The sequence below is a fragment of the Streptomyces sp. NPDC017991 genome, assembly GCF_044328075.1.
GTDB lineage: Bacteria > Actinomycetota > Actinomycetes > Streptomycetales > Streptomycetaceae > Streptomyces.
In genome coordinates this window covers 1-12,944 of the sequence record NZ_JBIRGP010000014.1, presented here as the reverse complement: position 1 = coordinate 12,944, position 12,944 = coordinate 1, and the positions used below count along the sequence as shown (strand labels likewise).

Here is a 12,944-nt window from a genome sequence, read left to right as displayed (position 1 = left end):
CCGGAGGGATGAGCCGATCCGCGTGGCGCGTGCCCGGATGGGAATGTGGGTTCCGCAGTGAACCCAGCTCGGGACGAGCCCGTCAAGGAACACTCGCCAGGTCGCGCATGTCGAAGGTGCCAGTGCGAGCTGCACAGTGGCGCGTTGTCCTCCCGGGTGCGGGTCACACGGCACTGTCAGTGGCGGATGGCAGCATCAGACGCATGACGGTCCCCATAACGTTCAACTGGCGTCCCTTTCTGCTCAGATGGAGCGGAGAGTGGGCGGATTCCGTGCCGAGCGGCAAGGCGCGGAGCGCGGGCGACGAAGCCGCTCGGCAGGGACGGTGGCTGGGATTCCCGCCCGCGTCCGAGGAGCTCATCGTGGCCATGGAGGAGCGTCTGGGACGGCGTATGCCCCCTTCGTACCGGGAGTTCCTCACGGTGAGCGACGGGTGGCGGCATGCCGGCGGCTTCGTGTCCCTGTTGGCGGGGACGACGGCCGCGCACTGGCACGACAACGAGTCGGGCCTCGCCGACATGTTCGAGGAATACCAGGACGAGGACGCCGGCCCCGAGGAACGGCAGGAGGCCGACATCTGGCGGCGGGGGCTGCAACTCGACGTTGAATCCGACATCACGTACGTCCTCCTGGACCCCGAGGAAGTGGGGGAGGACGCTGAGTGGGCTGTGTACACGTGGGCGAGCTGGCGAGCGGAAGCGCCCGAACGGTACACGAGCTTCTACGAGTTCATGCGCGACATGTTCCGGGAGTTCCACAGCCTGCACGCGAAGCCGACTGACGAGGCGCCGGTGTTCGCCAATGACACCACGCGAGAGATGGACGCCGTCGTGGAGCAGGCCCGTCTCGACGCGCTGAGCGGCGACTGGGAACGGGCCGTGAAAGCACTGGATGAGGCCAGGGCGTACGGCAGACCCCGTGCCACCGGCCTGGGGGATCAGATACGCCGACTCCTCGGGCAGACCTACACGGTGTACTTCCAGGATTTGGTGACGGATCCGCAGTACGCGCCCGAGTTGCTGCCGGTGCTGGTCGCCGAGCATGCGGAGCACACGTACCGGGACGACTCCACGCTGATGTTCCACCTGCGGGGGGCCGACGACGATCTGGTGTCACTGGCGTACGCGACGCTGGAACAGGTGCGGGACGGTACGTACCGGTACACGGCGGCCGGGCCGTTCGGGGAGGCGGTCGAGCGGGCACGGGAGCAGGCGCGACGGGCGGACACCGATGAGGGGTGGAACACGCTGCGGAACGCGCTGCCCTTGTGGGAGCCGCTGGGGCCGGATCATCTCGCGCCGCTGGGTTGGGTGGCCGATCCCCTCCTCCGTCCGCTGCTGACACCGGAGCGGGGCCGCGAACTGCTGTCGATTCCACGCGGCCGGGAAACCTGGGTGCGCAGCACGCAGTGCGATGCTTCGTTCGCGCGTCTTTCCAACGGCGGTTCGGGATGTGCGGCGGATGACTGAAGCCGCTGGTGTCAGCAGTTTCGAGGTCGGCTTCCGGCTTGAAGGCGGAGGCCTTCAAGGGTCAGGTCCAGAGCGGCGATGAACTGGTCTCGGTCGTCGTGCTCCGCGAACTCGTCGGCGATCTGGTGCACGAACGGGAAGTTCGTGGCGTCGAGTGAGCGCCATGTCTCGGCGAAGCGGTGGAGGAACGCGTCGCGGTCCACGGAACCGTCGAGCAGCTCCTGCGGCACCTCCACGCCCAGGTCCGCTGCTGTGCCGACCACGACGCCCGTGATCGCCGAGACGGCGTGGAACCGCTGCCGGGGTGTGAGGTCCAGGCGGAGGGTCTGCTCACCGAGCTTCTCGTACAACCGCAACGAGTTGCCCTGGATGTCGGTGTTGCGCATGAAGTAGGCCGACAGCCACGGCCGATCCACGATCGCGTCGAACAGGGTGATGGCCATCGCGCGCAGGTCAGCGATCGGATCCTCGCCGTCGGGCTGCTCCTCGACGGCCGTCAGGACCCCGCCGATCGCGTGGTCGGTGGCGCGGTCGAGGAGTTCGTCCTTGTTCGAGACGTACCAGTAGATGGTGCCGACGCCCGTGCCGAGCCGGGTGGCGAGGGCGCGGAACGTCAACGCCGATCCGCCTGCCTCGTCGAGCAGGGCCACGGCCGCGGTGAGGACGGCCTCCATCGAATGCGAAGCGCGCCTGCGTCCTCGGGGAGGTCCTTCGGCGGAACGTGTTCGCGGGGGTGTCATGGCTCTCATCCAATCACAGCTTGCGTGACATCGAACGGCGTTCTACGGTAGAACAACGTTCCATCATCGAACAACGTTCGTTCGACGAATCGCGTGCCACATCGGGCGTCGCCCGATGTGCGGCGACGCTCTGCAAGGAGGCAGTCATGACCGCGACCACCGAGCCCGCTATCTCTCGTACCTATCCGTCGCTCCGCGCGGCATGGATCCCGCTGGCCGCACTCTGCCTGGCCTTCTTCGTCGAAATGGTCGACAACACGCTGCTGTCGATCGCGCTGCCCACGATCGGCCGTGATCTGGGCAGTGGCACCACCGCCCTGCAATGGGTCACCGGCGCCTATTCGCTGACGTTCGGCGGCCTCCTGCTGACGGCGGGATCCATAGCCGATCGCTTCGGACGCCGACGCGTGCTGCTGATCGGCCTCGCCGTGTTCGGCCTGCTGAGCCTGTGCGTCGTCGCCGTCGACTCCGCCGGGCAGCTCATCGCCCTGAGGGCCGGACTCGGCATCGCCGCCGCGGCCATGGCGCCCATCACCAACTCGCTCGTCTTCAGGTTGTTCGACGACCAGGCGCTGCGCATGCGTGCGATGACCTTGATGATCGTCGTCGGCATGTCCGGGTTCGTCCTCGGACCTCTGCTGGGTGGTACCGCGCTCGCCCACGCCGGCTGGCAGTGGCTCCTGCTCGTCAACGCGCCGATCGCCCTGATCGCGGCCATCGGCGTGCGACTCGGCGTCGCCGCCGACAGGCCCGACGACCTGACCAAGGACCGGCTCGATCTGCCGGCCGCCGTCCTGAGCGTGCTCGCCATCGGCCTGGCCTGTTACACGCTGACCAGCGGCGTCGAGCACGGATGGCTCTCCGCCACCACGATCGTGTCGAGCCTCGGCGCCGTCGCCGCGGGTATCGCGTTCGTCCGGCACGAGCGCCGCAGCAAAGCACCCATGCTGGATCTCAAGATCTTTTCCAGTGGAACTGTCCGCGGCGCGGCCATCGCGCAGATCGGCACGTCCATCGCGATGGCGGGCGTGATGTTCGGGCTCATCCTCCACTTCCAGTACGCCTACGGATGGAGTCCCGTTCGGGCAGGACTGGCGAACCTGCCGATCATCGTGACCATGATCGTCTCGACACCTCTGTCGGAATGGCTCGCGAAGAGGTTCGGTCACCGCATGGCCTGCCTGGTCGGCGCGGCCTGTCTGGCCGGCGCGCTGGCCGGCCTCGCCTGGGGCGTCGACCACGGGTACGCGGCCATCGCCGTGTGCATGGTCGTGATGACCATCGGGCTGCGCACCGTCATGACGATCTGCGCCATCGCCCTGGTCGAGGCGATGCCGGAGAACCGCACCTCGATCGGCACGGCGCTCAACGACACCGCCCAGGAAGTCGGAACCAGCGTCGGCACGGCCGTGGTCGGCACCATGATCGCCGCCCTGGTCACCACCCGGCTGCCCGCAGGCGTGTGGAGCAGCAGCCTCGTGCACTCGTTCTTCCACGGCGAGCGGATCACCTACGCCGTACTGGCAGTGATCGTCGGCGTGGTCGCGGCGGGAGGCGCCGCAACCCTCACCGACTCGCACTCCGCCGAAGAGCCCGCCTGAGCAACCCTCGGCGAAACCTCTCAGAGCGGCAGAACCAGACAGCCCGTACCAGCGGACGCGGCGCGCGGACGACGTGCGCCGCCTGAAGGAGAGCCCACGCACATCGCCGGAGCGGTGGTCCTGCTCTGGAGCCTCAGCCGGCATCGGCGCTGCGACAGCCCGGGCGACCGCGCGCGGGTGTCCGGGTCGTCCGGCCGCCCACCGTGGAAAGAGGATCAAGGAGTCGGCTGCGGAACTCTCGGGCGCGATCGCGGTGCATTGCGCCGTCACCGACCGCGATCAGGTCGCTCGCCCGACTCGCGCCCGAAGCGCACCCGGCCCGGACCGCCTGCACGCCGCCCTGTACGCCAACGACGCTGCCGAGCTCATCGGCACCTCGCGGGCTTCCGCCGCTACCTCGATGACCGCCGCACCGCCCCGGTCACGTCCCGGACACCCTCGACGAACTGCTCACAGTGCCAGTAACGGACGATGCCTGACCCCATCACCGAGAGCCACGGGCATGGATGCAGCAGGGCCGGCTGCGAACCACGCCGCCGAGGCGCTGCGATCCACCCCGGCATCGTCCCGTATTTTCATGAGGTTCCTGTTGATCCCCATGGAGAGGTCCCCGTATGGACAGCAGTGTCGAGACGCTGGAATTCCAGGCCGAGACACGCCAGTTGCTCCGACTGGTCATTCATTCGATCTACTCGAACAAGGACATCTTCCTGCGCGAGCTGATCTCGAACGCCTCGGACGCACTGGACAAGCTGCGGCTGGAATCGCTGACCGACTCCAGCCTCACCGAGGCCGGCCCCGCCGACCTGCACATCTCGCTGGAGGCCGACAAAGAGGCCCGCACACTCACCGTCCGTGACAACGGGATCGGCATGAGCCGGGACGATCTCGTGGAGCTGATCGGCACGATCGCCAAGTCCGGCACCGCCGGCCTGATGGAGAAGATCAAGCAGTCCAAGGACGCGGCCACCGCCGAGAGCCTGATCGGGCAGTTCGGTGTCGGCTTCTACTCAGCCTTCATGGTTGCCGACAAGGTCACCCTGCTCACCCGGCGGGCAGGCACCGACATCGGCACCCGGTGGGAGTCCGACGGCGAGGGCGCCTACACGATCCAGAGCGTCGACGGCCTTCCCGTGGGCACCGCCGTCACTGTGCACCTCAAGCCCGCCGACAGCGAGGACGACCTGGCCGACTACCTGTCCGAGGCGAAGATCCGCCAGATCGTCAAGCGGTACTCGGACTTCATCCGCTGGCCGATCCGGATGGCCGGCGAGCGCACGGACACCGACGGATCCGCCGCCCCCGGTGGCGACACCCTCAACTCGATGAAGGCCCTGTGGGCACGACCGCGCGCCGAGGTCACCCAGGAGGAGTACAACGAGTTCTACAAGCAGATCAGCCAGGACTGGCTCGACCCTGCCGAAACCATCCACATGCGCGCCGAAGGAACCTTCGAGTACGAGGCGCTCCTGTTCCTCCCCTCCCAGGCACCGTTCGACCTGTTCTCGCAGGAGACCAAGCGCGGGGTGCAGCTGTACGTCAAACGTGTGTTCATCATGGACGACTGCGAAGCGCTGATGCCGAACTACCTGCGCTTCGTCAAGGGCGTCGTGGACGCCCACGACCTGTCGTTGAACGTCTCCCGCGAAATCCTGCAGCAGGACCGCCAGATCCGCGGCGTACGTCGACGCCTGGTCAAGAAGGTCCTCGGCGCGATCAAAAGCATGCAGGCGAACGACGGCGAGCGCTACACGAAACTCTGGGCGCAGTTCGGACGGGTGCTGAAGGAAGGACTGATCGAGGACACGGACAACACCGAGGCGCTGCTGGAACTGGTATCGGCCGCCTCAACGGACGATCCGCAGAGGACCACCACCCTGCGTGAATACGTCGAGCGCATGAAGGACGGCCAGGAGGCGATCTACTACCTGACGGGCGAAACCCGCGCGGCGGTGGAGAACTCCCCCCACATGGAGGCTCTCGCAGCCAAGGGCTACGAGGTCCTGATCCTCACCGACCCCGTCGACGAGGTCTGGGCCGACCGGGTTCCGGCCTTCGACGGGCACCCTCTCCAGTCCATCGCCAAGGGCCAGGTAGACCTCGACGAGCCGGCCGAAGGGGACAGGTCCGCCGAACAGGCCCAGCGCGAGCAGGAGTACGCCGCCCTGCTGCCATGGCTGACCACCACGTTGTCCGAGTACGTCAAGCAGGTGCGCCTGTCGTCGCGTCTGACCACCTCGGCGGCCTGCATCGTCGGGGACGCGCACGACATGACCCCGACCCTGGAGAAGATGTACCGCGCGATGGGACAGCAGTTGCCTCCCGTCAAGCGGACCCTGGAACTCAATCCCGCACATGCGCTGATCACCGCTCTGCGTACGGCGCACGAGGCCAACGCCGACGATCCCGCCTTGGCGGAGATCGCCGAGGTCATCTACGGCAGCGCACTGCTCGCCGAAGGCGGGGACCTGCCCGATCCGGCCCGCTTCACCCGCCTGCTGAACGACCGACTGACCCACGCTCTGTAGCCCACGGACACGGCCGGGCGCAGTCCGCCGGCCGCTTCCTGCCTGTCGGCCCGGCACCCCGGCGTGGGGTGCCGGGCCGCGCAACGCTGTTACCCCTGCTCACCGGCGGGGCCGGGCCGGATCGTCCCCGCGTACGGGGCCGTCAGCGCATGCGACGCGCCCGTAGCACCACGTCGTCGGTGTGGTGAGCGCCGGCGCCACCGTCAGGTGCCGTCCGTGGCCGCTGTTCGTCCACCTCCACCTTCCAGTCATCGTCGAACAGGGCGGCGACCATCGAGGGCCAGACGTAGTCGGCCGGGTCGAACCCACTGTTGTCCGCCTGCGGGGCGTCCATCCCCGCATGATGCACGAGCAGCAGCACGCCGCCGGGGGCGACAGCCGCGAGCAGGGCTCGCTCGGCTGCGGCGTCGCATGACTTGCCGCCGTGGCAGACGGTCTATCACTACTGGCGGCGTTGGCGGCAAGAAGGCGTGAGGGAGGGGATGTTGACGGTGCTGCGCGAAGGCTAGCGGGTGCAGTTCGGCCGGGATCCCACTCCCAGCGTGGCCATGGTGGACAGTCAGGGCGTGAGGGTCGGCGAACGCGGTTGCCCGCAAGGGCACGACGGCGGCAAGAGGGTCATCTGCATCAAGCGCCACCTGCTCGTCGATACCCGCGGGACCATCATGGTGGGCCTGCGTGAGCTCGGCGGGCATCAGTGATCGCGACGGCGCCGCAGTGCTGTTCTCCCAGGCTGCCGATGCCTTTCCGGGCCTTCGGCACGTGTGAGCGGACCAGGGTTACCGAGGGGCAGCGGGCCGTGAACCGCCGCCGTGCCAAGATCCGGGTCTTGGCCCGACCCACCGTCGCCGCGCCCAAGACCTGACGGCTCCCGCGCATACTCCGATGCTCGACAATGACCACGACCGGGGCTGCATCAGAAACTCTCGAACCTGAGACAGCATCACTCTTACTACCACCGACACCGAACCGAGAAATCGCACCTTGATTCCTCATGCCTCGTCAAAGGCCTCAAGCAAACGCTCGTACGCCGGCTTCGGCCGCAGGGCCGCGTCCCACGGCAGGGAATCGGCCGTGCGCGGAGGATAGATCCTGGTGTCGGCGGTGGAACCGTACCGGTCGGTGAATCCCCATGTGGAGAACGATGTGCAGTTCGGCTCCTCCAGGCAGACCCGCAGCTTGCCCGCCATCTCATCAGCCTGGGTCTGCCGCCCGTCCTCCTCGTCCTCACCTATGGGGACGTCCATCTCCGACACCCGCGCCTGAACCCCGAGCTCCGCCAGATCCCGCACATGGCTGCGGAAGGTCTCCGGGTCGATGCGGTCGCCGGGTTCGTACTCATGGTTCTGGAAACCCACGCCGTCGATCGGTACGCCGCGTTCCTTGAGCCGCTCGACCAGATCGTAAAGGGCGTCCCACCGCTCGCCTTCCTCCTCGACCCCGTACTCGTTGAGGAACAGCCGTGCCTTCGGATCGGCCCGGTGGGCGGCCCTGAACGCCTCGTCGATGTACTCCTCACCCATGGCCTCGAACCACGGGCTCTGCTCGGAGCGCAGACCGAGATTTCCGTTGGTGTAGCTCTTCTCGTCGTCGGACATGGGCTCGTTGACCACATCCCATTCCGCGACCTTTCCCTCGAAGTGCCCGGCGACCATGGCGATGTGCCGCAGCATGGTCCGGCGCACCTCTTCGGGGTCGTCGTTCTCCCGCATCCAGTTGGGCAGAGCCTCGTGCCAGACGAGGGTGTGCGCGTGCACCTTCATGTCGTTTGCGCGGGCGAAGCGTACGAGCAGGTCCGCGTCGCGGAAGTCGTAGACGCCCCGGCGTGGGTGGAGGAACTGTGGCTTGAACGCGTTCTCCGGAGTGAGCACGGAGAACTGGCTCCCCGCGAGCGCCCGGTAGCGTGAGTCGGTGAGCAGCGGGTTCTCGGCCAGGGCGGCTCCGACGTCGAACGGCCGCCCCACGGCTGCGGCTCGCGCACGCAGCGAGTCGTCGGACTGCTCCTGGCGTAGCTGCGGCGCCTTGATCACGCGGAGCGAGTCACCGCTCTCTGCCCGCGCGAGCAGCTGCGTCAGACGCCATCCCTCACGGCGCTCGTCTTCGCCCGCGTCCGCCTCCAGACCGAACCAGACAGTGCCCTCGGCGAACACCCCCGGGTCCTGCACGGTTCCCAGCCGCCGCCCGTCGGCTTCCACGCGGAAGGTGTCACCGATGCTCGACACGGAGAGCGTCACCGTCCCGGAGCAGCCGCAGTCGAAATCCTTGGAGGTGGCCGGCTCATCGCCCTCGCCGTCCCATATCTGTACCTTCACTTGTCCGTCGGCGGTCACGCCGACGCGGAGTGAGGGCCGCTCCTGCCGCCACTCGTCGTAGATGACCGGTACCCGTCCGTACAGCCGCAGCCATGAGGCACCGGCATCGTCACCCACACCGGACATGCGCGCGGTGACGGTGAAGTCGCCGCCGGACCTGAGATGCGGGCCGGTCAGATTCAGCGGAGCGTTGGGCTGGCCGCCGGAGGAGTCCTGCTCCACGATGTGCCGATCTAATGCGCTGACCCGCAGGATGTCGTTCCGCGCGGTGGTGCCCGGTATCTGCGTCCAGTCGTGGTTCCGCAACAGGTCTTCGTCGTTTCCGCCGCCCGCGCCTTCGCCCTGCCCCGTACACCCGGTCGCCACCGCCATGACGAGCACCACGGCGGTCAGTCGCCGCCACGTCCCCCCACCAAGGTCCACGGTCTCTCCCACTCTCTTGTTCGAGACGAGATCAACGTCTCGAAACCGGGCCACAGTTCATCGGACATGAGGTACGGAGGCCTTGTCAGCGATCATTCGCAGTTCCTGACGTTTCCCCACGACCACACCAACGAGCAGACAAGCCAACAGTCGTCTGATCAACAGCCTTGTTGGAGCCAGCAAGGCATGCGCCCCGTCGTTGCAACACACAGCACCGCACAGACCGCCTCAGGTGACACGAAAGACCGGCCAGCCGATCTCGGTGCGCCACGCAGCGGGATCGCTTGTGTCACGAGGGCCGGCGACGTAGACCTCCCGCACCGGCCCGGCCACCGACATCGCGTTCTCCATCACCCAGGTCCCGAGTTTGCCGTACGTGACCTCGATGCCGTCGTGCTCGCCGACGTGGGTGGTGACGACCAGTTCCGCGGCCGGCAGAGTCGCGGGGTGCACGCGTCCGCTGCGAGGTGGCGCATCGGTCGGCAGGTAGACGACCGCGTGACCGCGCTCCTGCTCGAAGAGAGCGTTGTCGTAGCTGCCGCCCGGCGGTCCGGTCACGGCGGCGCCGATGACCGCCTCCAATTCGGCCATCGCGCCTGCGTACCAGGTCGCGACATCGCGATGCTCGACCACGGCCTCCACCGCCGCGACCGTTTGGGCGGGCTCCGCACGCAGCTCGACGTCGATCGGTGCGGGGTCGGGCTGGAGCAGGCGGCGCAGCGACACGACCGCAGCCCGGGTGCGGTCGAGCACGTCCTCAAGGCGTTGCAGGTGGTCCGCGACCAGGGCCGCCCGGACACCGGGGTCGGGGGTTCGCAGGATCCGCTGCACATCGCTCAGGGGGACGTCGAGCTCGCGGAGCCGGTGGATGACCTGCGCGGTCGGGATCTGGTCGACGCCGTAGTAGCGGTAACCGGTGGTCTCGTCCACCACAGCGGGTTCCAGCAAGGCCGTCTCGTGATAGCGACGCAGGGTCCGCACGCTCAAGTGGGTCAGCCGCGAGAACTCCCCGATGGTCAGCACGTTCACATGCTAAACGCTCCCCCTGGGGGAGAGTTCACGGCTTGACCCTCCCGCTCCCTGAGGTCACACGGTGGACTCATGACACAGCACACCGATCCACCGTCCGATCTGCTCCCGACCACCGTGCGCGAGTTCCTGGCCGCCCACGTCGTCCGCGACGCCGACACGGCCTCGTCGTTCCTCGCCGATGACGCGGTGGTCGTCGACCAGGGTGAGACCGTCCGCGGCCGAGAGGAGGCCCACGCGTTCCTGCGGGACGCCGGGTCCGAGTTCGAGTACACAACCGAGCAGATCGGCGCTCACCGCGTCGATGACGCCCACTGGGTCGTGACCGTGCGCCTTGAGGGCACCTTCCCGGGTGGCGTCGCCGAGCTCGACTACCGGTTCGCGTTGCGGGGTGACCTCGTCGCCGAACTCGTCATCGCCAACCACTCAGCCTGACCGAACCCGCGTCACCTCGATCTTCAGTGGAGAGAAATGTCTAGTTCAGATCGCGATCGTCTCGACGGTCGCCGGGCGCTGGTCACGGGCGGGTCGAAGGGCTCCGGCAAGGCCGTCGCAGAGAGACTGCGAGAGATGGGTGCCGACGTGTACGTGACGGCGCGAACGATGCCCGACGGATACGAGCAACCTGACCGATTCATCGAAGCGGACATATTGACGACAGAAGGCACCAACGCCGTGGCCGCTCGCATCGCAGAGGCCGGCGGCACACTCGACATCCTGGTGCACGTCGTCGGAGGGGCGTCGACGCCGTCCGGTGGATTCGCGGTCATCACCAATGACCAATGGCTCACCGAGCTGAACCTCAACCTTCTTGGAGCGGTGCGGCTGGACCGAGCCCTTCTCCCGGCAATGATCGGGTCCGGGTCGGGCGTGGTGCTGCACTTCACCTCGATCCAGCGTGAGCTGCCCCAATACGACGCGTCCTTGGCTTACGCGGCAGCGAAGGCCGCGCTGCGCACATACAGCAAGGGACTTGCCAATGAACTCGCGCCGCGCGGCGTACGGGTCAACGCAATCAGCCCCGGCGGAATCGAGACCGAAGCCTACGAAAGATTCGTGGACCGGATCGCCGAGGGCAACGGACTCACCCGTGAATCAGCCAAGCAGACCATCTATGACTCCCTCGGAGGGGTACCCCTGGGACGATTCGCGAACACCGAGGAAGTCGCGGACCTGGTCGGGTTCCTGGTCTCGGACCGCGCCTCGGCAATCGTAGGTGCCGAGTTCGTGATCGACGGCGGCACCGTCCCGACCGTCTGAGCCAGGCACCGGCTCCGAGGGCACAGGGACACGACAGTCGCCACCGGCCTACCACCGGTTTCCTCGTCGGCGACGCACCGGACATACCGACTGTGTTCCCAAACCGACTCATGCCCACAGCCTGGACATCGCACCGCCACTCCATCAGAGGTCCGCACCGTGATCCTGACCAGGCTCCGGCCCAGCTCCACCTTCTTGATCCGTACCCCGGCCAGGTAAGGAAGAAGATCCGCCAGCTCAATACGACACAGCACCAGCCGCGCCCACAACGCCCCAATCGGTCCCGGCTCACAGAGCCGATCAACACCTACGAAAGTCTTGGAAGAGCCGCTCGCGTTACAGCCCCGGCGTACGGGCGCGCTTCATGGGATCGGGTGCCGGTGGCTCGCGCGTCGGCGGGCCTTCGCGCATCTCCGTCCACGCCCCGCGATCTGACTCCTCTTGTCAATCCGGGTGAAATGGCATGCCCGTGGAACGGGGTTTTCACTGGGAATGACGAAGACATGAGTATCTGCTGTGAAGGAGGCTCTTCCCGGTAGCCGTCCACCACGGAGACGGCCATCGGGAGGGAGAACAGATGAGGTTACAGATAACCCGGCTGCGCGGGGCCATGGTGGCGGTTGTCGCTCTGGTCTGCGGGCTCGTGTTCCAGGTCTGTATGGCAGGGGGCGCCAGCGCCGTGGGCACCGCCCAGGCACCGGCCACGGCGGCTGAAGTGTCGGCTTCACCTTCGTCGGACGTGTCCCCCGCCTACTTGTCCTGTACGGTTCCGGCCGGCTACACCTACACCTCGGTTACGAACACCACGACCTGCTCCACCAGCGGCTTTGCCCCGCTCTACAACGTAGTGCAGCCCAGGACAGGCCTGTGGGCCTGCACCGTCCCACGGGGCTTCACTTACACCGCAACCTCCAGCACCATCGTCTGCTCCACCAGCGGACTCAGCACCAGTTACCTCCTCCGGGCAATCTGAGTGGCTGGTGTCGTTCCGAGCTTGAGGAGTGTTCGTCGAACGGGAGTCTCGGTCCGGTGATCGCTGCTGGCCGCGGGCATGAAGGCAGGGCCTCTTGGTAGCTCGGGCGTGCGAAGCCGACCGAGCCCCAGGAGACCCTGCTGCCGCACTGGTACGTGCCCGCGCCGGTGGAGTTCAACTCGGCGTCCGCGGCGTGTGATTGTGTGGCCTACCGGGCGGGCGACTCCCCGTGAGCCCCGCCCGCGTACCCGGCCACGTCCTGCACGTCGCCCGTGAAAGCGCAGGCCAAGGGTCCGGCCGCCGGCGCCCTTGGTGGGCAAGTTCCCCGAGCAGGACAACCGGAACGCGCCAGATCGCCGATGATCGCGAGAGCAACGGCCGAACCGGTCCGCGCCCACGCCGGACCGGTCGGTCGGCCGGTTTGACCGGCCCTGTCCACGCCGGACCGGCGACGGTGTCAGGGTGCGATGTTCTCCAGGTCGGCGAGGAGGCTCGGGCGGGTGGGGCGCCAGCCGAGGGCGGTGCGGGTGTGGTCGCTGGACGCGGGTTGGTCCATGGCGAAGATCGGGCCGATGGCACCGAAGTTCTCCTGCGGTACGGATGCGACCG

General features: G+C 67.4%; 8 protein-coding genes and 2 pseudogenes. 6 read left to right on the top strand and 4 right to left on the bottom strand.

What is annotated here, in order from left to right:
• Nucleotides 1-203: 203 nt before the first annotated feature.
• Nucleotides 204-1,382: pseudogene (locus ACH4DZ_RS33975) on the top strand (SMI1/KNR4 family protein); the annotation flags it as partial.
• A gap of 98 nt (nucleotides 1,383-1,480) precedes the next feature.
• On the opposite strand, the gene ACH4DZ_RS33970 reads toward ACH4DZ_RS33975, so the two are convergent.
• Nucleotides 1,481-2,143, bottom strand: a complete 663-nt coding sequence (locus ACH4DZ_RS33970; protein ID WP_398291703.1) for a TetR/AcrR family transcriptional regulator — start codon at nucleotides 2,141-2,143, stop codon at nucleotides 1,481-1,483.
• A 212-nt stretch (nucleotides 2,144-2,355) separates the two neighbouring features.
• Between ACH4DZ_RS33970 and ACH4DZ_RS33965 the strand changes: the two genes are divergently transcribed.
• Both ACH4DZ_RS33965 and htpG read left to right on the top strand, forming a co-directional pair.
• Nucleotides 2,356-3,810 carry an MFS transporter gene (locus tag ACH4DZ_RS33965; protein WP_398291701.1) on the top strand — a complete coding sequence of 485 codons (1,455 nt, stop codon included), beginning with the start codon at nucleotides 2,356-2,358 and terminating at the stop codon, nucleotides 3,808-3,810.
• Between the two features lie 614 nt (nucleotides 3,811-4,424).
• Entirely contained in the window at nucleotides 4,425-6,338 is a 1,914-nt protein-coding gene (gene htpG / locus ACH4DZ_RS33960; protein WP_398291699.1) for a molecular chaperone HtpG, read from the top strand.
• A gap of 142 nt (nucleotides 6,339-6,480) precedes the next feature.
• Here the strand turns inward: htpG and ACH4DZ_RS33955 are convergent.
• Nucleotides 6,481-6,747: pseudogene (locus ACH4DZ_RS33955) on the bottom strand (methyltransferase type 11); the annotation flags it as partial.
• A 133-nt stretch (nucleotides 6,748-6,880) separates the two neighbouring features.
• Between ACH4DZ_RS33955 and ACH4DZ_RS33950 the strand changes: the two are divergent.
• Nucleotides 6,881-7,039: a transposase gene (locus tag ACH4DZ_RS33950; RefSeq protein WP_398291697.1), complete on the top strand. Its 159-nt coding sequence runs from the start codon at nucleotides 6,881-6,883 to the stop codon at nucleotides 7,037-7,039.
• A gap of 291 nt (nucleotides 7,040-7,330) precedes the next feature.
• On the opposite strand, the gene ACH4DZ_RS33945 is transcribed toward ACH4DZ_RS33950, so the two are convergent.
• On the bottom strand, nucleotides 7,331-9,073 hold the full coding sequence (locus ACH4DZ_RS33945) for an endo-1,4-beta-xylanase (RefSeq protein ID WP_398291695.1): 1,743 nt from the start codon (nucleotides 9,071-9,073) through the stop codon (nucleotides 7,331-7,333).
• Between the two features lie 228 nt (nucleotides 9,074-9,301).
• Nucleotides 9,302-10,096, bottom strand: coding sequence for a MerR family transcriptional regulator (locus ACH4DZ_RS33940; protein WP_398291693.1), 795 nt, complete (start codon nucleotides 10,094-10,096; stop codon nucleotides 9,302-9,304).
• Between the two features lie 78 nt (nucleotides 10,097-10,174).
• Here ACH4DZ_RS33940 and ACH4DZ_RS33935 point away from each other — a divergent pair, with 78 nt between their 5' ends.
• Both ACH4DZ_RS33935 and ACH4DZ_RS33930 read left to right on the top strand, forming a co-directional pair.
• A complete protein-coding gene (locus ACH4DZ_RS33935) occupies nucleotides 10,175-10,537 on the top strand; it encodes a nuclear transport factor 2 family protein (RefSeq protein WP_398291691.1) in 363 nt (120 codons plus the stop codon).
• 36 nt (nucleotides 10,538-10,573) lie between these two features.
• On the top strand, nucleotides 10,574-11,362 hold the full coding sequence (locus tag ACH4DZ_RS33930; protein WP_398291689.1) for an SDR family oxidoreductase: 789 nt from the start codon (nucleotides 10,574-10,576) through the stop codon (nucleotides 11,360-11,362).
• Nucleotides 11,363-12,944 lie beyond the last annotated feature (1,582 nt).